Raw genomic sequence first — 22,619 nt, 5'->3', positions numbered from 1 at the left:
TCAGCCCCCCTCCGGCCCTGGCACGCCCTCGGGCAGCGTGATGAGGATGCGGCGGCCGACAGTCTCGGTCAGCGCGTTCGGCCGCAGCACGCCATTGGCGTCGCAGAGGCTCCAGAACTGTTCGGGATCGCCTGTCGCCGCCGCCGCGATGCGGTCGAGCCGGTCACCCTGGACGACGATGTACTCGGTGAGGGTGGCGAAACGCTCCGGCGGCGGCACGATACGGCGGCGGAGATAGACGACGTCCGTGCCGTCCGGCAATGCCAGGTGGGCGGTCGGCACGCCGTGATAGCGGCTCGTCGGCGGGAACGAGGTCGCCTTCAACAGGCCAGCCTGGAAGAGGGCCTGCACCGGATCGTTCATGACAAGGCTCCGATCCCGAGTGTCCCGAGCGCGCCGCTCGGCGCCCTGCGTGCCAGCTGTTCCTTGGCCTGCAGGTAGCTCATGAAAATGCCGCCGCCGCGGTGCGCAAAGCCCAGATCGTCGATGCTGAGGACGCGCATGCCGAGGCTGACCTTGGCGCGGATCGGGTTCAGCGCGGCGTCGAACGCCTCCTCGGTCACGCTGAAATCGGTCATGCGCACGGGCAGGATCCGGTTCTTGCTCCAGACGAACAGCGTCAGCGGCGTCTCCATCGGCGCGATCTCGAGCGTGCCGCTGCCGGCAAGGCCGTTGTTGCGCTGCAGAGTCGCGCTGGTCGGGTAAATGAGCAGCTCCAGTGCCGCGAGTTTGGGGAATACCCCGAATTCGGCGGCGGCTTGGTGGCTGCCCGGCGTCTCCAACTCGTCGGTCGCGTCAATCTCGGCCTCTATCCGCACGGTTTCCACCGGCGGCCCACGCAGGCGCAGTGCCTCGGAGCGCTGGCTGTTGTCGCCGACGCCCTGGACCTGCAGCGTCCGGCTGACGCTGTCCGGATTGTACTGCAGCGGGATGATCCGCAGCACGGCCGAGCTCCCGGCATCGACCTCCACGATGCCGCCCTTGACGAGCTTGGGGGAGTTGGGAAAGGAGGTCATGGCGCGGTTCCCGCAAGCATCATGCGCCCTCCCGGCTGGCGACGGCGTCGGCCTCTCGCCACAGATCGTTCCAGTCGGAGGCGATCTGCGCGACGGTGACGAGGGCGATGCCGAGGCTCAGAAGCTCGCCGACCGGCAAGGGGCCGTCCGCGGCCGAGAGGGCGAGCATGGCGGTACCGCGGATGGCGAAGCGCGTCGCCACCACCCGCCAGAAATGCGGCCACAGGGCCCGGCCCGCGACCACGACGGCGGCAGTCGCCCCGGCGCCGACGACGACGGGCACGAGCCGCGGGTCGGCCTCGATCCGGACCCGCTCGCGGTTGCGCTCGCGGACGCCGACCCGGCGGGTCGCCGGCACGGGCACGCGCCCATGCCGCTTCACGTTGTAGGCCATCAAGCCCGGCCCGCACCAGGCGGTCCGAATGACGAAGCCCGGCAAGGCGATGGTCGGCGGAGTATAGGCGCCCGGCAACATCGGCGAGACGACGCTGATGCCCCGCGAGGCGCGCCACGCTGTCTGGCCGTCGTCGCGCGCATTGCCCTGGTCGATATAGCGCATCAGCTGTTCTTCGCCGTCGATCAGGCATTCTGTCGTCGCCGGCTTGATCTCCGCCACCTGAAGAATGCCGCCCGGGGTGATCCGCGCCAGGTCTGGGAAGCCCGCGCCGCTCATGCCGCCGACGAGTTGCGGGTTGATGACCTTGTCGTCGCCGCCGCAGAGTCCCATCGACCGCAGCGGCCCGGCGGATCCGCCGGGAATCGCGACGGCGACGGCGCCCTTCGCGGTCGCCGCGAAGTGCACCCCGATGAGGCGGTGTACGAGACTGCCCGAGAGCATGCTCTGGTTCGGTTCCGCCAGCATGTCGGCACAGCCGGCGAACTGGCGATGCAGACGCCCACCGGCCGGCTTGCCCGTCAGGGGCGGTAGAGCCGAGGTCGGCAAGCCGCCGGAGAGCGCCATCGAGGCCGCCTGATCCGCGGCGCGCTCGGCGGCGTCCGATGGCGCCGTCGTCGCGACGGGCGGGCCGGCGGTCGGCATGCCGGCGTCCTGCACGACATGGGCGAGTTCGTGCGCCAGGAGGGTCCGCCCGGCGATCGTCGTTGGCGCGTAACGGTTGGGCGCGAAGACGATATCCTGGCGATAGGCATAGGCATCTGCGCTGACCGCCGCGGCGGACTGCCCGGCCTCCGCATCGGCATGGATGCGGACTTTCGAGAAATCGTGCCCGAAGCGTGGCTCGAAATGCGCGCGGGTCGCCGCGTCGAGCGGTTGGCCGGTCCGGGAGAGCACGCGGTTGACGATGGCCGGCACGGCGACCGGCCCGGCGGACGTGCCCCGGCGGCGCAACAGGCGACGGGCGGCGCGCGCGCTCATGGCGCCGCCGCCTTTGCCGGGGCCGGCGCGAGCTCGAAGGTCTGCGGTGCCTCGGTGCCGGCCGCGTAGCCGAAATCCTTGCACCCGGCGACCTTGTGCTTGAACTGGGCCCCCTGCTTCAGCCTGTACCTGATGATGCGCCGCTTGCCGGCCGCATCGTCCCGGTCGGTGACGCTCGCGACCGTGGCAGGCACATCGTAGATCTCGCCGACATAGGTGCTGTTGGCCCAGCCATGGAGGCTGATCTTCGTTTCCTGACCGTTCTTGTCGTCGACATGGCCGCCGTCGACGTCGATCTGGGCACAGTTTGACGTGCCGTCGCCCTTGAACGTCGGAACCGCGTCCTTGGCCGCGACCCGCCGCGCCTGCGACGCCCCGCCGCCGCCCGTGCCCGGCGTCCCGCCACCAGTCGTCCCGCCACCTGCCGGCGCGGTACCACTGGACGTGCCACCACCCGCTGTCGCGGGGCCCGTGGCCGCGCCGCCGCTGCCCTTCAGCGTGGTCACTACCCCGTCGATGGCCGGATTGCCAAAACCCTTCGCCGGGTCGTGCCTGGCGAGCGCGTCCTTGATCTGCTGCTGCGTCAGCTCGCCCTTCTTCATCTTCTCGAGCAGGCCGCGCAGCTTGGCGATCTCCGCCATCGAAATGGCCCTCTTCTCGTCCACGCCACCCTTCTCCAGGAGCTTGATCAGGTCGCGAACCTTCTGCGGGCCATAGGCGTCGAACAGAAGGTTGAGCTCGCGCTGCTCCTTGGTGATGGGGTGCGACTCGCAGTCGATGTCCTTGTTGCTGAGAGCGACGGAGACATCCTGCTTCGGGAACATCTTTTCCTTCAGCGCCGCGTCGAACGGCAGCATCTCCTTGATCTTGCCGATCAGAAAGTCGCTGAGCGTGCGCGGCAAGGACGTGAAGAACGAGATTTTCTTGAAGATCGGCACGATGAAGTTCTGCTGGAACCAGCAGGTCCCGGCGACCATCTCCAGCACCTTCTCCGCCGCCTCCTGCAGGATCAGCTTGAGGCAGCCGACACCCGGCGGCGTCAGGCACTGAATCACCCTTGCTCCCCATCGGACCTTGCTGACGAGGCTGTTGAGGTCGCCAAGCTCCTGGGCGAGGGTGGTGATGAAGTTGATCTTCTCTTCGTAGGGCTTGATGATCGCGTTGATCTTGTCGTCGACGGCGCCCTGCGCCTCCGCCTCGATTTCTGCGACTTTCGCCTCAAGGTCGGTCTTCGCCTCGATCAGCTTCTCGACGAAGGTGTCCTGGAAGAAATCGTCGAACAGCACTTTGCCGGCGGTCGTCAGCGCAGTCTTCATATTGGCCGCGACCCGCTGGATGATCACCCTGACGAAGTTCGTCGCGATCTTGAAGGCGCCGCGCAGGATCGCCCCGAAGATGCCACTGCCGGGTTTTGACTCCGCCTTCGACCTGCGCAACTCCTCGAACTTGTCGCGGGCCTTCTCGTAGAACCGGGTAAACTTGACGAAGAGCGGACCGAGCGCCCTGCGCAGCCGGCCGAATACGCCGCCCCAGGTGCTCCAGCGTTCGAGCTTGCGGTAGTCTTTGGCCGTCTTGTCGAAGCTCTGCGGCAGCGAAAGCGGAAGTTTCGAACGCTCCTTGACCTCGACGATCGCCGAGGTGACGCGTGGAACCGCGCCGGCGTCGGTCTCGATCAGCGGCTTGGCGCTCGTCTTCCAGTCGCCATACTGTTTTGGCCACTCGACCGGATCGAAGCTGCGCGTGCCCTTGCGCTGCACGCGAATCTGCGGCGCGACGATCCGCCCGTCTGCAGGGGAACGTCTGCGGCGGGCGAACTTGCCCATTCCCGTTTTCTCGGGCGGCGCGGTGAGATCGCCGATCAGCTCGTTGATCCGCTCGACGGCATCCTTGAAGCTTTTCGACGAAGTCGGCGCCTTCACCGACACAGGGATTTCGGTCGGGATCCATTCATAGGCCCAGATCCCGGCTTCCTTGTCCTTGTAGACGGCGATCTGGCCTTTCAGGCCGGAGATCGGATCGTCGCGCTTCAGGCCGCGATAGAGCCGCAGCGGCACTTTCGGAAACTTGTTCTCGGTGCCGAAGGCGACCGACGGAGGAATCGTGATCGCCTTCTCGTCGATCGTGCCGGTATCGGGCGTCCACTGAATGGGCTGCCCGAGCGCGGTCTTTTCCGGATCGGCGAGGGTCGGGTTCTGGGTGATGAAGGTGTTCAGCGCCGATGCCGTGTTGGCGACGCCCTTGCGATAGTTCGAGATCTGGCCCTTGCCGAGCAGGATCTCCACCGGCGCCGGTGGCTTCAGGTCGCCGAAGCGGATGTCCTTCGGCACCATGTCCAGCCGGCAGACCTTCTTGCTCTTGTTGTTGGCGTCGACGCCGCAGTCCGAGCCGCCCTTCTTCGCGCCCTTGGGGGCGCCGAGCGTCGCGTGCGAGAAGGCCGCGCCACCCCGTCGAAGATCCTTGTGGGAGGCGAACGCCACGGGTTCGCCGGCATCCATGTTGACCGCAATCGTCGTCTTCTCGCCGCTCTCGACCATGTAGAGATCGGCGCGGCCGGTCCGGTCGGCCCCGACCGCCGACTTGCTGGCACCGGGAATGCGCACTTCGGTGAACAGGTTGCCGTTCTTCCCGTCGCTGGCGATCCGGCCGAGAACGCTTTGGTGAATGTCCTCGCCCGACGGCAGGCCTTCCGGAACGAAGGTGTCGGCACGCTGCACCAGGCCCGGCTCGGCGGCGGCGACTGCCGTCTCGGCCGGACCGCCGTCCAAGCCGTTGCCCGCCGGTCTCTGCGCAAGCGGTGCGGCAGGGACCTGGGCCGGCCGGATCTGCGCCGGTTCCTGTTGCAGCGTGTGCACGAGCTCGTGCGCGAGAAGGCGTCGCCCGGTGTCGGAGGCCGGATCGAAACGGCCGGCGCCGAACCAGACATGGCTGCCAACGGTGAAGGCAAGCGCGTCGACCGACGCGGCGAGACGGGCCGCTCGCTGGTCGGTGTGGATCCGGACCCGCGACAGATCGACACCCAGCCGGCTTTCCAGGTCGCTGCGCAGCGCCGGCGGCAGTCGATCGCCGTTTGCGCGCGCCGTCTCCACCTCGCGTTCAAACGTCGGCGACGCGTCCGCGGCATGCTCCATCGCCGGCGCGGCGACGCTGCGGCGCATCTGCATCATGCCCTCGTCGTCCCTGTCGGCGACGTCCGGCACCACGTCCTCGGCGTCGCGCTGAACAATCGTCCGCTCTGCCGCCGGATCGACATGGCGCTGCAGCGGCGTGACCCCCATTCCCAGCGACGAGGCCGGCGCCGTCAGGCCGATGGCGTCGAACCGCGGCAGGGCAAATTGCGGCGGGCCGGCGAAGGCGAGGTCGGCGAGGCGGTCGGCCTCCTGCTCGTAACGGTCCCCCGGCGCGTTGATCCGCAGCTTCGGCTGCACCGCTCCTTCGAGCCGCTCCCCAAGACGCGCCAGCGGCCCGCCGGCCTGCCCGGCGCGCGGGCGACGTTGCAGCCTGTCCTCGTGTTCGCAAGTCGCACATTTGCGCTGTACCGCCAGCGTGGCCGGGGTGACGGTGGTCTTCGGCGGCACCGCCGGGCTCGGGACGAGGGCAAGACGGGCGGCGCTCATCGCGGCCTCCCCAAAGCGAAGGCGGCGATCGCGCGCCCGAGCGGCGCCGGCTCGCCGGTCGACAGGTCGATGCGGCCGCCCTTGTGCCGACCGCCCTCGATCGCGCCCGGGCCCGCCGCGGCGATGTGCCGGGCGACCGCGCGTTCGACGGCCTTGCGGAAGGCGACGGGATCGGCCGGGGCCGGCCCCTGCACGACGATGCGTCCGATGTCCAAGATCACGCGGCGGCTCATGACCAGCCTCCGAGTTCGGTGCTGGTCATCGGCTTCTCGATCTTGGCGTATTCCGCCAGCGCCGAGCGGCGGATGTCGTCCATCGATACCGGCGCGCCCCGGTCCGCGGCGAGGAAGGCGGCATTGAGCGCGACATTGCGGATATTGCCGCCGGTGATCGTCAACTGGCCAAGGCGCGCATGGTCGAGGCCGGCCGTCGGCGTCTCCTGCGGAAAGATGCGACGCCAGATTTCCGCCCGCTGTGCTGCCTCGGGGAACGGGAAGTGCACGAGGAAGCGGATGCGGCGCATGAAGGCCTGGTCGATCGCCGTCTTGAGGTTGGTGGTCAGGATCGCGAGGCCGCGATAGGCCTCCATGCGCTGCAGGAGATAGCTGACCTCGATATTGGCGTAGCGGTCGTGGCTGTCCTTCACCTCCGAGCGCTTGCCGAACAGCGCGTCGGCCTCGTCGAACAAGAGGATGGCGCCGCCGGTTTCGGCGGCGTCGAAGATGCGGCGGAGGTTCTTTTCCGTCTCGCCGATATACTTGCTGACCACCTGGCTGAGGTCGATGCGGTAGAGGTCGAGCGCGATCTCGTTTGCCAGCACTTCCGCGGCCATGGTCTTGCCAGTGCCGGAGGGACCGGCAAACAGAGCCGCGATCCCAAGCCCCCGGTTCGCCTTCTCGGCAAATCCCCAGTGGCGATAGACCGTTCCCGAATGTCGGACGTGCATCGCGACCTGGCGCAGCGTCGCCACCTGCGGCGCCGGCAGCACGAGGTCGTCCCAGGTCGCGCGCGCGTCGATCCGCTGCGCGAGGTCGTCGAGCCGGCGTCGGGCGCCGAGCCGGCAGGCATTCCACAGCCGCGTCCCGACATCGCCCGTGCTGCCGACCTCGGCATTCGCCACCGCCGCGGCGATCTGTGCGCCATCGAGCCGGAAGGATGCGGCGAGCCGATCGACCTCCGGATGGCCGGGGCCGAGCGCGTCGAACCAGGCGGCACGGTTCTCCTCTTCCGACATCGCGGCGACGTCGAGGCGGATCCGGCGCGGCGTGGCATCGGACAGCGGCTCTTCGAGCGCAAGGATGACCGGGCCCGGAATGCTTGCGGCAAAATGCGCGATCACCCGGTCCGAGCGGTCGCGGGCCGCGCCCGAATCGAGCACCAGCACGGCTTCGGCGAGCGCGAGCTCGCGTCCGACGATCCGGGCGATCGTGGTCCTCTCTGCCGATGTGGCGGGAATATCCTCGGCGCGCATGCGAAAGGTCGAGAGGCCGAGCGACTGGCCTGCCGTGGCGGCGATGGCGAATTTTGCCTCGGCGTCCGGCCCGATCAGCTCGATCATCGGGATGTGTTCGAGCGTCGGCGCCCACAGCGCACCGATCCGCTCGGCGACGGTCGCGTGCGACGGGGAGAGACGCCCCGACGCGGCCACCCGTTCGAGCAGGTGCGAGAGGCGCTCGTCGATTCCTCCGACGCCGGCCAAGGCGTGCAGAATGCGCTCATCGAGGGCGAGCGGCGCGTCGGTCAGCGACCCGTCGCGGACGAGGACGACGAGGTGCCAGCGACGCAGGGGCTCGTGTGGGGCGAGGGCGCTCCAGTGCGGGTGCGGCAGCACCGCGAGCGCCATCGCCAGGGTCGGAAAGCGGCGCTGCGGGTCCCCGTGCAGCCGCGCGCAGAGCTCGCCGGCCCGGGAGCTGAGCTCGGGAGCGGCACAGAGCAGCAGGATGTCGCGTTCGAAATCCGACAGGCGGAAGATCGCCGCAAGTCGCGCCACCATCCCGGCCGGATCCGGCGCGACATCCGGTACATCCGGTACATCCGCCGCACTGGCGCCTTCCGCGCGCTCCAGTGCCCGCTGCAGCAGCGCCTCGATACGGCCCAGCTGCGCGGCGAGGTCGCGCTGGTTCAGTTCGCTACGGGTCGGGCGATCGGGCGCGTTCATGCGATCGCGACCTCCTGCGTCGGGTCGAAGACGGGCGGCGTTACCGTCGGGTCGACGAGGAGGCTGTCGATCCCGTCGACCCGAAGGCGGACCGGGAAGGTCGTCCCGGCCGTGAACCCGCCGCCGCTGAAGCTGAGGGTCGTGGTCGCGGCACCGGCAAACGCAGCCGCGCCAAGGCTTCGCGTCCCGACGATGAGCGCCGCCGTCTGTCCCCGCCGCACCGGCGGGCTTACCGTGACCGTGAAGGTCGTGACGGCAGCAACGAGGTTTGCGCTGATTTGCTGGACGAGCGGCGCGAGCACGAGCGGCAGTGCGTTCGTCCTTGAGATCTCCCCGGCCGTCTCGATCACCGCCGCCGTGCGCCAGATGCCGATCCGCCAGTTCGCCGGATTCAGCGGCGAGCTTGCCGGTGGCGGCGGCGGCGGCGGGCCGGCGAGGGACGGCGGGTCGGGCAGGTCGACGCCGAGGCTGCCATCCGCCTGCAGGCTGGCAGGCAGGAGGAGCACACTTTGGCTCCGCTCCTCGACGAATTCGGTGGCCATGGCCTCGCCGGCGAGATGGTGTCCCCGAAGCGTCACGCGGTCACCGAGGCGGGCCGCGATGCGCCGTTCCGGTACAATCTCGCCGAGGGTCGGCACCGGCGGGATCAGCGAGGGCTGGACGGCGATGCCTGCATCGCGGCCCGTTTCCGGATTGCGCTCACCACGCGAAAGCACCGGCAGCGGCGTCCGCTTCGGCCGCTGCCGCTCGATCAGCACCACCGAGACGTCATAGGCGGCCGTGATGCGGTATTGGGTCTGGAACGCTGTCCACAGCTTCGACATGTCATCCATCGACAGCGGTTGCGGGCGTATCCTGATCAGTTCCGGCTGGTCGGCGAGGTCGGAATTCATCAGCGCCTGCAGAGCGGCACTGCCCAGGCCGCCGCCCGGCGGATTGGCGAGGATGTTGCGGATGAAGGTGCGCGACAGCACGGCGTTCTCATGCAGCAGCTGCATGCCGTGGCCGAGCAGAATCTCGCCCTGGAGTTCCGTCTCGGTGTAGGCGGTGAGAAGATAGCCGAGATTGAGCGCGAGCATGGGATCGGCGACGCGGTCGAAGCGGCCGTCGCGCGTCGGCAGATCCCGGTTGTTCCAGGCCGAGTTCGGGGTGACCTGGTGCAGGAAGAGGTTGAGCTGCGTGGTTTCCGTCGCCTGTCCGCTCTCACCGAGGATCCGGTTCGGCGGCAGCGCGGTGACGGTGATCGTGCCGCCGACGGCGCCGCTGATGCCCGAGGAAACGAGGCCGGAGTGCAGGAGATCCTGCAGCACCCGGGTCACCGAGGCGATGGCGAGGGCGTTGCTCATCGGCGCCGCCCTCGGGCGAGGTAGGCGTCGAGCGACATCAGGCGACTTTCCCCGCGCGCCACGGGCGCTGGCGGGGGCGGGGTGTGAACCTCGATCGCGCCGATCCGCACCTCGACGACGGTCGCGAGCTCCGCATGGGGTGGCGCGATCCGGTCCAGGCGACCGCGTCCCGGTGCCGATGGGGGCGCCGATGGGGGCGTCGCTAGCGGCGCGCGCGCGGGAAGATCTGAATTCGGGGATGCGGCACCGTCTTCGGACGCGGCGATAGCCGGGCGAAAGGGAGCCGCCGGAGTGGGCGCCGGCGCCATCGGAAGCGGAACCGGTGCGACAGGATCGCGGGAAACCGCCACGACGCCTCTCGGTTCGCCGTCAGCCGCGGGCGCCGTGGCGGCCGGCATGGCCGAGAGGGGATGGACTGCGCGGTCAACGAGCGGCGCGGCGGGCACATCGTGCCGGGACGGTGTCGCGCCCGGGCCGCGCATCGGCGCGGCATCGGGCACGAAGGCGCGCCGTGACGGGGCGACTGGACCGCGCGCCGCGACTGATGCCGGCGCGGTGACCGGCGCGCGACCCTCCGGCCCGGCGGGTTGCGCGGGGACGGGGGCGGCGGCTGAGACCGAGGGGGCAGGGCTCGCGGCGAAGGAAGGGCCTCCGTGGAGAGGCACGGCGGGTGCGAAACGCACTGCCGTGCGGGGCTGCAGCAAGGGGGCCGCACCCGAAACACGCAGGGCAAGACGTGCAAAGAGCGTCATGCGCCACCTCGTCGGGCCATGGCGCAGCCGGCCCATTCTCGCAGTACTCGGGGAGGCGTGGTACCCATCACTCGGCCGCGGCAAGATAGTGGAGACGTCGGTGGGGGCTCATCGCCAGCACGTCCCGCTCGGACCAGCCGTAACGGCGGGCGAGCGTCGCCACGTCATCGAGCAGGCCGCAGGCTGCCTGGTCGATCGCGCGCCAAAGGAATGCGCCGACGTCGAACCCCAGGGGCGTCACGCTGCCGCAGGCAGGGCAGGCAACGTCGACGACCGTCTCCGCCATGGGGTCGAGTGCCATGACAGCTTCTTCGGCCGCGCGGGCGATCGCGGGTGGCAGTCCGTCGGGCGCGACGGCCTTTCCCTCACAAGTTGCCGAGACGATCGCGGCATGGGCCAGGGTCAGCGCCGCGGCGGTCCGATCCTGGCACAGGGCGGCCCGGATAAGGTCGGCCGTGTCGAGCGGCCGGACCAGGATGCTCCAGTCGTCGACCAGGATCTGCGGCGACGCATCGGGTTTCGCCTCGACCACGAGCGTTGCGGCATCGAGGGGAACGTCCATCTGCAACGCGCAGGCGGAACAGGTCGCCACGGCGTCGATGACGGACCCGAAGGTGACGCGGTACATGTCGAGCAGGATGCGGTCGCGAATCCCGAGGGGGACGTTGGCCTCGCCACCCGGCTGGTGAATCGACAAAGCGAGAAGCACGCGTTCGGTCCCGTCGAGACCGGCACCGGCATCGTGTAGCGCGAGGATCCTGTCAGGGGACAGTTGAGCGACCGCCCGGATCGTCGACCCCGGGCCGCTCGCGCCTGAGGGGATGCCCTGCGCCATCACGCCCTCACGCAGGCTCGCTGAAGGTCGGCTCGGAGGGCTCGACAACGGCGGTGTCACGCTCCCAGCCCTCGTTCTCCAGCTTCAGCGTCTGGATCGCGACAGCATTGGCATTGGCGTCGAGATCGGGCAGGGCCTGGTATTCCGATACCCAGCAGCGGAAGACCTTGTAGGCGAGGGCGAGCTGTCCGGCCTCGTTGTAGACCTCGATGATGATGTCCTTGCGGAAATCCTTGAGCGAGGCCTCCGCGCCGAGGCCCGACCCGAAATTCCAGATCTTGTTTGCCCACTTCTCGAATTCGGAATCGTGCGTGACGCCGCGTTCGAGCGTGATGGCCTCGTATTTCGTCCGGCCCGGCGACTTGCGGCCGGTGGAGGGGTCGCCGCCCTCGCGATGCTCGACCACCTCGGTGGAGCGCTTCAGCGCCCCGACCTTCGAGATGCCGGCGACATAGCGCCCGTCCCACTTCACGCGAAACTTGAAGTTCTTGTACGGGTCGAAGCGCTGGGCGTTGATGCTGAACTGCGCCATCGAATTCCCCTCACGCCTGGATCTGGCCTGCAAGTTGCTGGATCTTGATGATGACGAACTCGGCCGGCTTCAGCGGCGCGAAGCCGACGACGACGTTGACGATGCCGAGATTGATGTCGTTCTGCCGCGTGGTTTCCGCGTCGCATTTCACGAGATAGGCGTCGCGCGGCGTTCGGCCCTGGAAGGCGCCCTGGCGGAACAGGTTGTTCATGAAGGCGCCGACGTTCAGCCGGATCTGCGCCCAGAGCGGCTCGTCGTTCGGCTCGAAGACCACCCATTGCGTGCCGCGGTAGAGGCTCTCCTCGAGGAAGAGGGCGAGGCGGCGCACGGGCACGTATTTCCATTCCGAAGCGAGCTGGTCGCTGCCCCGGAGCGTGCGCGCGCCCCAGACGACGGGCCCGAACCCCGGGAAATTGCGCAGGCAATTCATCCCCAGCGGGTTCAGCACGCCATTTTCCGGGTCGGTCAAAACGTAATCGAGCGCCCGGACGCCGCGCAGCACGGCGTCGGTTCCGGCCGGCGCTTTCCACACGCCACGCTCGCCGTCCGTCCGCGCATACAGCCCGGCGATCGCCCCTGAGTTCGGAAAGGTGCGGAAGCGGTTGTTATCGAGCGGGTCGGCAGCGAGGATGCGCGGGAAATAGACCGCCGCGTTCTGGTCGCGCAGCGAGCCGTTCGCCGAAAGCCAGGCTTGCGCTTCCGTCAGCGTGTTGGTTTCAGCAGGCAGGTCGACGAGGAGGAAGGCACGGCGCTCCCGGACATAGGCAAGGGCCGTCGAGAGAAGCGCGGCATCCGACTGCTCGGGCAATGTCAGGATGTTGAACAGATCGACATCCTCGAGCGCATAGAGCCCGGATTTGGCCGCCCGGCTGCCGGCAAGCCCGGCCGCGCTCGGCGGCAGGCCGTCGTCGCCCGGTACCGGATTGAGCTGGGCGGCGACCGTCGCCCCGAGTCCCAGTGCATAGCCCGCGACGTTGGCCGCGCCGGTCGCGAGAGCGAGCGTCGTTGCTGTGGTGTCGGCCGCGGCATTGGAAAAGGTCAGGCGGGCGCTCGGGTTTGCGCCGCCCGACACGATGACCATCTGGCCATCGACGAGCAGGACTCGGGCATCGCGCAGGGCCGCCTTCGGTGAGGCGGCAAGCGCCGCCTGGACGGCGGAGACCACGCCGGCAAGGGTCGACGGGCGGCCGGCCGCGTCCCAGAGCGGCAGGGTGAACGGCCCGTCACTCGCGGCGCCCGGCTCGTCAATGGTGACCGCGATCGCCGCCGGTTGGGCCAGGGCGCCGATGTTCACCGCGGCGAGGCTGCCGCTCACCGTACCCGTCGCCGCCGGGCGGATGAGGGCGGCTGCATCGGCTTCCCGGCCATTGGCAAGCGTTCCGAGCTTCAGGGCGACCGTGGCGCTGCGCACACTGGCGGGGCTGAAGCGCACCGACGAGCGCTCACCGCTGCCATTGGCGGTGCCGGAGGTAGCGACGATGGTCGCGCCGGAGCGCACCGCGGTGAAGCCGGCAAAGGCCGGGGACGGGTCGAGCGCGACGACGCGGCTGGTGATCCGGGTCGCGAGATTGTCGAGCTTGGCGTTGAGGTTGGCGCCGGTGATCGAGCCACCGGCATCGAAGATGTCGAACTCCCGCGGCAGGCCGCCGTCGAGGGCGATCCGCAGGCGGCGTCGGTCGTCGTTCAACGCCACCAGCTCCGGCTCGGTCAGCACGCCGCTGGTACTGGTGCCGTTGCCGTCGACCAGCCCGGCCAGGCTCGCCGCGGTTCCGGTACGTTCCAGCCGCACCAGCTCGGATGCGGCGTTGACGGTCGCCACCGCATAGTTCGGCGCGAAGGAATTCATCGAAAGGTTGCGGTGCGTCTCCGTTCGCGCCGGCTGCAGGGTGCCGCCGCGGTCGACGAACTCGGTGACGGTGAGGTTGAAGAGACTGGCCGGGATCGCCGTGTCGTAGTCGACCGCGAGTCGTAGCCCGTTGCCCCAGGTGCCCTCCGAGCGGGCCGTGACGGTGAGGACGTGGGTGCCGCCGGAAGCGGCGCTGGAAAGCCCGATCGAGGCCGCCGCAGCGCCGCTGGCGACACGAACGATGACGGCTTGCCCGCCGCCGTTGCGGAAAAAGTGCTCGACCGCATAGCTGAGCGGCGAACGCTGATCGAGCCCGCCGAACACGGTCTCGAAGTCGCCGAAGTTGAAGATCGCGGTCCCGGCATTGACCGGCCCCCGCGCCGTGTAGCCGATGAACGCGGCGATGGACGTGGCGACACCGGTGATCGTGCGCACACCGCTCGGCACTTCCTCGATGTAGACGCCCGGATAGGCAGGGGTGACAGGCATCGCATCGTCTCCCGTCAAGGACAGCTTGCACCGCAAGACCAAAGGTCGCGGTGGCAGATCGTGCCTTCCTCGGAACAAAGGCTCCTATGGATCATCGGGGGGCTAGAGAGGCCCGATCGTACGGACCACTTGCGGTCGCGAAAGGGTGCATGGCCGACAGAGCCGTTTGGCCCAGGCATCGCGTCCAAAGGGTCTAGATCCAGCCTGGACCGTTCTGGCTACAGCGTGGCTGCAATCGCGCGATGGCGGGAAGGGAGTTCAGGAGCGGGCGACGGCCGCGGCCTTGGCCCGGCGGTCTACCTTGAGCTTCGCCAGGATATTGTGGATGTGGTTCTTGACCGTGGCCGGGCTGATATCGAGTTTGCGGGCGATCTCCTTGTTGGAGCAACCCGAATGGACAAGGTCGAGGATTTCGTTCTCGCGCGGGGTGAGAATGTTCTCCGTGGCCGGGTCCGGCCGCTGCAGGAGGTGTGACAGATAGTCAAACAGGGCGGCGGTCATGTGAGGGGTGCAGGTCAACAGCCCTGCGCGCGCCTCCCGCACGGCACGAACGAGGTCGTCGACCTCCGCATCGCGGGTCACATATCCCGAAAAACCGGCCGCGGCGCAGGCAAAGACCGCGTCACGCGTGTCCGCAACCGAAAAGGCGACAAGCTTCGTGGCCGGCCCGGCCCCGGCCCGGATGGCCCGCGCCGCCTCGAACCCGTTCTGCTCCGCAGTATCGATCGCGACGACGTCGGGCTCTGCGAGGAGGAGCTGCTGCGAGACGGCCGCGCCGAAGTCACCGGAGCCGACGACGGAGATGCCCTTGCGCCTTCCGATCGAGCGAACCAGCCCCTCGCGAACGAACCGCATGCCGCTGACGATGAACAGACGCACCTCGGTCGATGGCGCGTCGAATGTCGCGGCTGCGATATCGGCGTCGAGTTGGGCGGGTTCCTTGCCGTCCATTCTCATCGTACGCCCCTGTCACCAAAAAGATTCTGAGGATTGCGATCCGGCCTTGCTTCGACGTGCTGGATATAAGAGCCCGAAGTGCGCCCGGCAGACAAGCAGAGGGGTGACGCAGCTGTTGCGGGCAATCGACCGAGTGATCGCTCCGAGGAGGAAATTCGTGAGGTGTTGCAGGCCTCATCCTCGCCAAAACCCGGGCCGCTCGAAAATGTGACGCCTTCACTGTTATGTGTCGCGCCCCATAGGCACAGAGGACATGGGTGGCAGAAGTGCCCGGTATTGGTTCGGAAAACCGCCATGGCAGTGAAGGGCTGGCCGTACGAGCGACGCCATGCCGGAGGTGCCGGCGTGCAGGAGCTGCCGCCGGACCTGGCCGCCCCTCAATCACCGTCAGCCATGAAATGAGCCATCCGTCGCGACGCAGGGTCCATTCGGGTGACGCCGCAGGCCAGTCGGCCAACGGCGAGATTTGCTGGCAGGGGTGGCAATTGACTTTTACGTAAGTCATGCGCCAGACAGGTCGTCCCTGGGGAATCTCGATGCGCGACTACTACACCATCACCGAGCTGACGCGAGAGTTCGACATCTCGACGCGGACCATCCGATTCTACGAGGACGAGGGGCTGATTGCGCCGATCCGGCGGGGGCGGACGCGGCTTTTCCGGCATTCGGACCGGCATCTCCTGAAGATGATCCTGCGTGGCAAGCGGCTCGGCTTCTCGATTTCCGAGATCCGCGAGATCATGCAGATGTACAAGACGCCGCCGGGTGAGGCGGGGCAGCTGCGCGCCATCGTCCGGCGCGTCAGCCAAAAACGGCTGGAGCTCGAGCAGAAGCGGCGCGATATCGAGGAGCTGATGGCCGAACTCGACAATGCCGAGGAGGCTTGCCTCACCCGCATGGCCGAGCTCGGCGTGCCGCAGGAAAGCTGAAGCGGGTCAAGGATCCGGCGCCGAGCAGGCGAGCACCATGCCGCCGATGGTAGCGTTCTCGCTTTCGGTGGTGGTCCCGGCCAGCAACGCCGTCAGGAGGTCCGCGCCCGCCAGGCGATCGTTGATGCAGCTGCAATAGCGCGTGCAGAAGGCGGCATCCTGCCGCTCCACCATGCAACCCCTGCGACAATCCGATTGCAGGATGCGGGAGGGATCGGGCGGGAACAGATGGGCGGCTCCCGCGACGAGGCCGAACAACAGCGGTTGATGCAGGAGGTAGAAGACCAGCGAATGGCGTCCGAGCCAGGCAATGGGCGCGGCGGGGCGGAGAGCCGGGTTCATCCCGCGCAGCTTCTCCCAGAGGCCGAGGCGGCTTGATGCCTGTGCGGCGGCCATGCCGAAGAGCACCGCGCCGAACCAGGGGAACAGCGGGACATAGTCGTTGGAGACCGGCGGTTTCGCCGCCATGCCGATCCAGGCCAGCCATTTCGGGTTGGTGAGTTCCGTCGCGAGGAACTGTGGCAGAGCGACGACCGCGACAGCCGCCAAGGCCGTCGCAGCGAAGGGCAAACGCAGGAAGGCGAGGCCGAGAAGGCTCGCCAGCGCGATCTCGTGCAGGATGCCAAAGAACACGAAACCCTGCGGCGTGACGAAGAAGGTGACGAGGGTGATGGCCACGGCACCGGCGGCAACCCCGATCCACCGCCGCCAGAACGATCGCCAGTGGATGCCTCGGGCATGCGCCAGCACCAGGCTGACGCCGACGAGGAAGAGAAAGCTCGACGCGACGCAGCGGGCAAAGACCTTCCAGCCACCGCTTCCGGTCAGTCCGTGATCGACATAGCCGAAATTCTCGAGGTCCCAGGTGAAGTGGTAGACCACCATCGCCAGCAAAGCGGCGCCACGGGCCAGATCGAGCGCCTCGATCCGTCCGCCCTTCTTTTCCGGCTCGATACCGGTCTCGCCATGCGTCATTGCGGCTATGTCATCTCTTGTCGACTGGAAACCCGGATCATCCGCCTATCTCCTGGGCAACAGGAGCGGCGGTCCGCAGGGGCGACGTGATGGCACAGAAAGGCATCGGCATGAAGATCATCGAAGCGAACGGCGCACGGATTCCGGCGATCGGCTACGGCACCTACACGCTGGAAGGCCAGCGTTGCAGCGAGATGGTCGCCAAGGCGATCGAGACCGGCTACCGCCACATCGACACCGCGCGCATGTACAAGAACGAGGCCGCGGTCGGCGAGGGCATCCGCCAGTCGGGAATCGCGCGTGACGATCTCTTCGTGACGACCAAGGTCTGGTGGGCCGACATCGCCGAGGGCAAGCTGCAGGCCTCGGCGAGGGAGGCGATCGAAACGCTCGGCATCGGCGCTGTCGACCTCCTCCTCATTCACTGGCCCAACGCCGACGTAGCGCTCGAAGAATCGATCGATGCCTTGAACGAGACCATCGATCTCGGCCTCACCCGGCATATCGGCGTCGCCAATTTCACCAGCGCGATGCTCGACGAGGCCGCGGCCCTTTCGGAAGCACCGCTCGCCTGCAATCAGGTCGAGTACCATCCCTTCCTGTCGCAGGACGCGATCTATTCCGCCTGCCGACGGCACGGCATGGCCATGGTCGCCTACTCGCCGGTCGGGCAGGGCGGGGATATCCTGGAAAATGCCGAAATCGTTGGCATTGCCGCGCGCCATGGCAAGACACCGGCGCAGATCGTGTTGCGGTGGGAGATCCAGCGGGACGGGGTCGCCGCCATCCCACGCACCAAGACGCCGGAGCGCCTGGCGGAGAATCTGGCGGTGTTCGACTTCGAGCTGAGCCCCGACGAACAGGCCGCGCTGACGGCGCTGACCCTGAGGCGCAAGCGTCTGGTCGATCCGTCGTTTGCGCCCAACTGGGATCGCGTCTGACGCGCGACTTCCGCCATCGCCGTCGTCTTTTGATGGCGGCGATGGCATGGCCTGACATCTGCGGCTAAGGGAAAAGGCTCCTCCGTCGGAAAGTCGCCTGCTTGTTCTTCATCGTCTCCAAACTGGCCTGGCTGGTCCTCCAACCGCTCGTCGTCATGGCCGGCCTTCTAGCCTTGGGCCTGGTGCTCGGCTTCTTCGGCCTCAGACGGTTGGCCGCGGGAGTGACGCTGCTCGTCCTCGTGCTGCTCCTTGTCGTCTCGGTCAGCCCGCTGGGTCTCCTGATGACCGCCGCCCTCGAGAACCGGTTTCCGCGGCCCGAACTGCCTGCGAGAATCACCGGAATCGTCGTCCTCGGCGGAGCGCTCGATACGCGCGTCGCGCGCACTCGCGGAGAAGTGGAGCTGAACGAGGCCGCCGACCGGATGACGGCGGCAACTGCGCTCGCACTCCGTTTTCCCGACGCGAAACTCCTGTTCAGCGGCGGCGTCGCCGGCCTCATCGAGGAGGACGTGCCGGAAGTCGATTCGGCCGAACAGTTCTTCCTGTCGCAGGGAATCGCGCGTGACAGGCTGGTGCTCGAGGGACGTGCCCGCAACACCTACGAGAATGCCGTCTATGCCAGGGCCTTGGCAGATCCGAAGCCGGGGGAGATCTGGGTGATGATCACGTCGGCGCAGCACATGCCGCGCAGCGTCGGGTGTTTCCGCAAGGCGGGCTTCGACGTCGTTCCCTATCCCGTCGACTACCGCACGCCGGCCGGCAATCTCGTCTGGCGGCCCTCGACCTCATCGATGCGCAATCTCGACAAGGTGAACGATTCGATGCGCGAATATATCGGCCTGGCGGTCTACTGGCTGAGGGGGCGCACAGATGCGCTGTTCCCCGCACCATCAGCGCTTGCGCCCTCCGTCACGGGGTCTCCGGCTGGATCGTCCGCTCTCGCAAGCGTCGCGTCTCCGGCGGTTCCCAGCCTGTAGATCCCCTTGAAGTCGTCGGGATCTACGGTGCGACCCTTTCGCCGGATCGTGACCGTGCCAGCCCTGGCCATCGCGACCGCGACGCGGCGGATCGGTTGCATCAAGAGGCGCCACTGCGTCTCGTCCGACCCGGCGATCGCGCGCGCGACTTCCGAGGGGCAGACCGTCTTGTCCGGACCACGCTCGGCCACCATCGACGTGATCAGGGACTGGATTCCGTCAGCGAGGTTGGCTGGGTCGGCTGTTTCTGCGGCGGCGGACATGGAAGAAAGACCTCGTCGTCGTCGGCCACGGCGAAGCGGGCCGGTGAGAAAAACTGGCGATGGGCGAGGATCGCCATCACGAAAAGCGTCGTGCCGATCAGGAAATAGGGACCGATGAACCAGCCGAGAAAGGCGATGGCGAAGAAAACGCCGCGCAGGCCGGCATTGAAGTTCCTTGCCGCCAGCTGGTTCATCCGCGCGGCGCGGAAGACGGCCCGCTGCGCCGCCTCCGGGTCGATCGTGGCATCCGAGCGCATGGGGACGGCGCCGATCAGAATGGTGCAGTAGTTGAACAGCCGGTAGGCCCAGCCGAACTTGAAGAAGGCATAGGCGAAGATGGTCACCTCGCCCAGGAGCTTGATCTCGATCAGTCCGCGCTCGACCTGGCCGTGGAAGGGAAGGTCGGCGGCGATGGTGGCGATCTGGGCGCCGGAGCCGAGAAGGGCGAAGCATCCGCCGATGGCGAAGATGCAGGTCGATGCGAAGAAGGCGGTGCCCTGCTGCAGACCCGCCATGATCGCCGTGTCGATCATCCTGAGATCGCGACTGAGCATGACCTGCATCCAGCGGCGGCGCTGGACGTTCATCGCCTGACTGAGCCCCCGGCGAGACCAGGGACTTTTGTCCGTCAGCCAGTTGTAGGCGAACCAACCGCCGATGAAGACGGCGAGGGCGATACCGTCCCGAATGTCCAAACTCGTCATGTGTTCCGCCCGGTCCCCGTGCCTTGTCCGGGTACGGTCATCGCAAATTGAAGCCTTGCCGGCAATCACATGCGACCGTGGCGTGGAGGCCTGGCAAAGGGGCAAGACCCGGAAGATCCACACCGTCGCTTGACGGCGAACGGCCTGCCGCGGCAGAAGGCGCCATGTCGCTTCACATGGTCAAGCTCTGCGTCGGCGCGGATTCGGTCGAGGACCTGCAGGCCTGGGTCGCGGATCGACTGCGCGACGCGGCCAGTCGCGGCTTGCCGCAGGAACAGATCCATCAGACCCGTTCGCTGCCGAAGCGCGCGCACGAACTTCTGGATGGCGGATCGCTTTACTGGGTGATCAAGGGGAAGGTGCAGGTTCGGCAGCCGATCCTGGAGTTGCGGCCGGTCGTCGATGCCGAGGGCATCAAGCGCTGCCACATCGTGCTCGAGCCGCGTTTCGTCCTGACCGACTGGCAGCCCCGTCGCGCGTTCCAGGGCTGGCGCTATCTCGATGGAGCCGAAGCGCCGGGCGATGTCGGGGAGGGCGGCTCGGACGCCTTGCCGCCGGAGTTTCGGCGCGAACTCGCCGAACTCGGCCTGATTTAGCAATTCCTGCCCCGCGAGGCATGCAGGCGCATCATTTGCTACGAACTGTCGCTCGCGAGTGAGGCTCCGGCGGACGCCTCAGCGAATGCGCAAGCGAATGGCGCGGTCGCCGACGGGTGAATAGACGACGAGCCGCGGCGAGGCTGCCGGCTGGGATGCGCGCCATGCCCGTGCGCCGTGGCACAGCAGCAGGCCGACGAGATCCTTCGCCTTGAGCAGCGAACGTCCCTCGCGGAACTCGTTGATGCGCCGCGAAGCCTGATGCAGGGGATGCATCCCGACAACGGTCCCGCCAAATCTGTTGGAAGCGTGATCCATGTGGCCGAGGCTTTCCTGATCGATGGTCATTGCGGCAGTCCTCAACGCGGCTGGATAGGCGCCTTAGTGGCTTGGATTGCGGATACGGGTTCCCGATCGATCGACGGTCGATCGCTCTCGGGATCTCAATTCCTACGGCAGACGTCGGCGGAAGGATCCGGCGGCGCTTAGTTGGCGACGGTGTAGCAGTTGTAGGAGTGACGCTTCAGCGCCGCGCAGGCCTGGTTCGCCTCGTTCTTCGACTGGAAGCCGCTGAAGCGTGCCCGGTGGAGCGTCTGCGAGCCAGTCGCGACCACTTCGGTAAACGGCTGCGCGTCGCTGAGAGCCGCGCCGCTGCGCGCCTTGGCCTCTGCCAGCATGTCCATGGCGCGGTCCTTCTCCGGCATGGCCGCGATCTGGATGACCCATGGGGTCGGCTGGGGGGACGCAGCACGAGACAGTATGGTCCCCGTCGTCATCGGATCGTAGTCGCCTCCGCCGGGAATGGCACCGGGCGGCACCGGACGCGACGGCGCGAGGGAATGGACCGGCGCCAGGCGCGCGGGCCGAGGGGCGGCGAGCGCGGCGCGCAGCGCCGCACGGCCGACGATCGGCCTGGCGGGGGCGGCGATGCGCGCGATCGCATGGGCGGCATCCGCATCGGCGCCATAGGCCTCGGCGATGCGCTCGTTGATCGTTTCACGCATGCGTGGCAGCGGCACGGTCGAGGGCGGCTGGTAGCTGAAAGTCGGCGCCGCTGCGGCGACGGTGACGCGTGGCTCCGTGGCACGCGATGCGATCAGCGGTCCGCCGGTGCGGGTCGACGCCTGGGCCAGATATTTGGTCAGAAGATTGGCCATCTTCTTGTCACGGGCAGCGCCCGTACTCCCGCCCATCACGACGCCGACGATCTTCTTGTCGTCGCGCAGGAGGGAGGAGACGAGATTGTAGCCGGAGGCGTTGATATAGCCTGTCTTGATGCCGTCGACGCCCTGGATGCGGCCAACCAGCCGGTTGTGACCGTTGATCGTCCGGCCGCGAAAGTTGAACGACTTCGTCTTGAAGTAGGCGAATTCGCGGGGAAAATGCTCGCGCAGGGCGATGCCGAGCGTCGCCATGTCGCGGGCGGTCGTGACCTGCCCCGGATTGGGCAGCCCGTTGGCATTGCGAAATGTCGTCTGCCGCATGCCGAGCTGGCGCGCCTTTGCCGTCATCTGCTCCGCGAACCGGGCCTCTGACCCTGCGAGATGCTCTGCGATGACGACCGACGCATCGTTGGCCGAGAGCGTCACGAGGCTAAGGATCGCCTCTTCCACCTTCAGCGTCGAGCCGACTTTCAGCCGCAGTTTCGTCGGCGGCCGTGCGGCGGCGTAGGAGGAAACCTTCATCGGCGTGCTCTTGGACACTCTGCCGCTCTCCATGGCCTCGAAAAGCATGTAAAGCGTCATCATCTTCGTCAGCGAGGCGGGATAGCGCTGGGCATCCCCGGACTCCGAGTAGAGGACCTTGCCATTGTTGGCGTCGATCACGAACGCGGCGTCATTGCTGTCGGCCGAAGCCAGCATGGTGGACTGCGAGAGGATCGCAGTGGCGATCGCGCAGACGCCAACGACCTTGCTCAAGCCGATCAGACGAACCTTGCGGCTTGGAATTCCTATACGCACGAGCAACTCTCTCGGTTCGGTCAAAAGGGACACGCCGGACTTTCCGCGAGATCGACACTGCGCCGACCGGGAAGCCGTTGATCGGCGTCTCTTCGATAGAGGGGAGACTAAGCGGTGCGGATTACCAATCCGTTTATGGTTGCCGGAGTGTTGTCGGCCGCCGGACAAGCATCCGGGCGGGCCAGGCTCCACACCGGCGAACTGGGGAAATCGAGTGACCCGAGCACTTATCGGTCGCTTGTAGAGCGGAAGTCGGGCCAAAACCGGACGAGAGGAAATTATCTTGAATCGCAAACCGTTCGGCTATGCGATGGCCGTCAGTCGGGAAACTTTCATGGCGATCGAACATGCCT

General features: G+C 67.5%; 19 protein-coding genes and 1 pseudogene. 4 read left to right on the top strand and 16 right to left on the bottom strand.

The window, feature by feature from the left end; translation table 11 throughout:
* The 11 genes from Sa4125_RS11410 to Sa4125_RS11360 form a co-directional block, all read right to left on the bottom strand.
* Positions 1 to 363 (bottom strand): Base plate wedge protein 53, encoded by a 363-nt coding sequence (locus Sa4125_RS11410; RefSeq protein WP_224007347.1) that lies wholly within the window; start codon positions 361 to 363, stop codon positions 1 to 3.
* Positions 360 to 944: a hypothetical protein gene (locus tag Sa4125_RS11405; RefSeq protein ID WP_224007344.1), complete on the bottom strand. Its 585-nt coding sequence runs from the start codon at positions 942 to 944 to the stop codon at positions 360 to 362. Before Sa4125_RS11405 ends, Sa4125_RS11410 begins: the two co-directional genes overlap by 4 nt.
* Before the next feature lie 91 nt (positions 945 to 1,035).
* Positions 1,036 to 2,391 carry a DUF4157 domain-containing protein gene (locus Sa4125_RS11400; RefSeq protein ID WP_224007341.1) on the bottom strand — a complete coding sequence of 452 codons (1,356 nt, stop codon included), beginning with the start codon at positions 2,389 to 2,391 and terminating at the stop codon, positions 1,036 to 1,038.
* A complete protein-coding gene (locus tag Sa4125_RS11395; RefSeq protein ID WP_224007338.1) occupies positions 2,388 to 6,005 on the bottom strand; it encodes a DUF4157 domain-containing protein in 3,618 nt (1,205 codons plus the stop codon). The genes Sa4125_RS11400 and Sa4125_RS11395 overlap by 4 nt, the downstream gene beginning before the upstream one ends.
* A complete protein-coding gene (locus Sa4125_RS11390) occupies positions 6,002 to 6,238 on the bottom strand; it encodes a hypothetical protein (protein ID WP_224007336.1) in 237 nt (78 codons plus the stop codon). Before Sa4125_RS11390 ends, Sa4125_RS11395 begins: the two co-directional genes overlap by 4 nt.
* A complete protein-coding gene (locus Sa4125_RS11385; RefSeq protein ID WP_224007333.1) occupies positions 6,235 to 8,163 on the bottom strand; it encodes an ATP-binding protein in 1,929 nt (642 codons plus the stop codon). Before Sa4125_RS11385 ends, Sa4125_RS11390 begins: the two co-directional genes overlap by 4 nt.
* Positions 8,160 to 9,509: a DUF4255 domain-containing protein gene (locus Sa4125_RS11380; RefSeq protein WP_224007330.1), complete on the bottom strand. Its 1,350-nt coding sequence runs from the start codon at positions 9,507 to 9,509 to the stop codon at positions 8,160 to 8,162. Before Sa4125_RS11380 ends, Sa4125_RS11385 begins: the two co-directional genes overlap by 4 nt.
* 819 nt (positions 9,510 to 10,328) lie before the next feature.
* Positions 10,329 to 11,096, bottom strand: a complete 768-nt coding sequence (locus Sa4125_RS11375; RefSeq protein ID WP_224007327.1) for a hypothetical protein — start codon at positions 11,094 to 11,096, stop codon at positions 10,329 to 10,331.
* A 7-nt stretch (positions 11,097 to 11,103) separates the two neighbouring features.
* Positions 11,104 to 11,628 (bottom strand): phage tail protein, encoded by a 525-nt coding sequence (locus Sa4125_RS11370; protein WP_224007324.1) that lies wholly within the window; start codon positions 11,626 to 11,628, stop codon positions 11,104 to 11,106.
* 10 nt (positions 11,629 to 11,638) lie between these two features.
* Positions 11,639 to 13,963: a phage tail sheath subtilisin-like domain-containing protein gene (locus tag Sa4125_RS11365; protein ID WP_224007321.1), complete on the bottom strand. Its 2,325-nt coding sequence runs from the start codon at positions 13,961 to 13,963 to the stop codon at positions 11,639 to 11,641.
* A gap of 258 nt (positions 13,964 to 14,221) precedes the next feature.
* Positions 14,222 to 14,914 carry a response regulator transcription factor gene (locus Sa4125_RS11360; protein WP_224007318.1) on the bottom strand — a complete coding sequence of 231 codons (693 nt, stop codon included), beginning with the start codon at positions 14,912 to 14,914 and terminating at the stop codon, positions 14,222 to 14,224.
* 542 nt (positions 14,915 to 15,456) lie between these two features.
* On the opposite strand from Sa4125_RS11360, the gene Sa4125_RS11355 reads away from it, so the two are divergent.
* Positions 15,457 to 15,849 (top strand): MerR family DNA-binding transcriptional regulator, encoded by a 393-nt coding sequence (locus tag Sa4125_RS11355; RefSeq protein WP_224007762.1) that lies wholly within the window; start codon positions 15,457 to 15,459, stop codon positions 15,847 to 15,849.
* A 6-nt stretch (positions 15,850 to 15,855) separates the two neighbouring features.
* Here the strand turns inward: Sa4125_RS11355 and Sa4125_RS11350 are convergent, their stop codons facing one another.
* Positions 15,856 to 16,824 carry a heparan-alpha-glucosaminide N-acetyltransferase gene (locus Sa4125_RS11350; RefSeq protein WP_224007314.1) on the bottom strand — a complete coding sequence of 323 codons (969 nt, stop codon included), beginning with the start codon at positions 16,822 to 16,824 and terminating at the stop codon, positions 15,856 to 15,858.
* Between the two features lie 110 nt (positions 16,825 to 16,934).
* Between Sa4125_RS11350 and Sa4125_RS11345 the strand changes: the two genes are divergently transcribed.
* On the top strand, positions 16,935 to 17,765 hold the full coding sequence (locus tag Sa4125_RS11345) for an aldo/keto reductase (protein WP_224007311.1): 831 nt from the start codon (positions 16,935 to 16,937) through the stop codon (positions 17,763 to 17,765).
* Positions 17,766 to 17,866: 101 nt separating this feature from the next.
* Positions 17,867 to 18,742, top strand: coding sequence for a YdcF family protein (locus Sa4125_RS11340; protein WP_224007308.1), 876 nt, complete (start codon positions 17,867 to 17,869; stop codon positions 18,740 to 18,742).
* 47 nt (positions 18,743 to 18,789) lie between these two features.
* Here Sa4125_RS11340 and Sa4125_RS11335 read toward each other — a convergent pair.
* Positions 18,790 to 18,936: pseudogene (locus Sa4125_RS11335) on the bottom strand (DUF3253 domain-containing protein); the annotation flags it as partial.
* Positions 18,937 to 18,944: 8 nt separating this feature from the next.
* Entirely contained in the window at positions 18,945 to 19,709 is a 765-nt protein-coding gene (locus Sa4125_RS11330) for a DUF599 family protein (RefSeq protein ID WP_224007305.1), read from the bottom strand.
* A 164-nt stretch (positions 19,710 to 19,873) separates the two neighbouring features.
* Between Sa4125_RS11330 and Sa4125_RS11325 the strand changes: the two genes are divergently transcribed.
* Complete coding sequence (locus Sa4125_RS11325; protein ID WP_224007304.1) at positions 19,874 to 20,305, top strand: DUF1489 family protein; 432 nt, start codon at positions 19,874 to 19,876, stop codon at positions 20,303 to 20,305.
* 78 nt (positions 20,306 to 20,383) lie between these two features.
* Here the strand turns inward: Sa4125_RS11325 and Sa4125_RS11320 are convergent, their stop codons facing one another.
* Both Sa4125_RS11320 and Sa4125_RS11315 read right to left on the bottom strand, forming a co-directional pair.
* Positions 20,384 to 20,653 carry a hypothetical protein gene (locus Sa4125_RS11320; protein WP_224007302.1) on the bottom strand — a complete coding sequence of 90 codons (270 nt, stop codon included), beginning with the start codon at positions 20,651 to 20,653 and terminating at the stop codon, positions 20,384 to 20,386.
* Between the two features lie 137 nt (positions 20,654 to 20,790).
* Entirely contained in the window at positions 20,791 to 22,224 is a 1,434-nt protein-coding gene (locus tag Sa4125_RS11315; RefSeq protein WP_224007300.1) for a D-alanyl-D-alanine carboxypeptidase, read from the bottom strand.
* Between the last annotated feature and the right edge of the window lie 395 nt (positions 22,225 to 22,619).

This window comes from Aureimonas sp. SA4125 (assembly GCF_019973775.1).
Lineage (GTDB): Bacteria > Pseudomonadota > Alphaproteobacteria > Rhizobiales > Rhizobiaceae > Plantimonas.
Note: the sequence above shows the minus strand (reverse complement) of the source record. Positions and strands in the feature narration are given on the sequence as shown.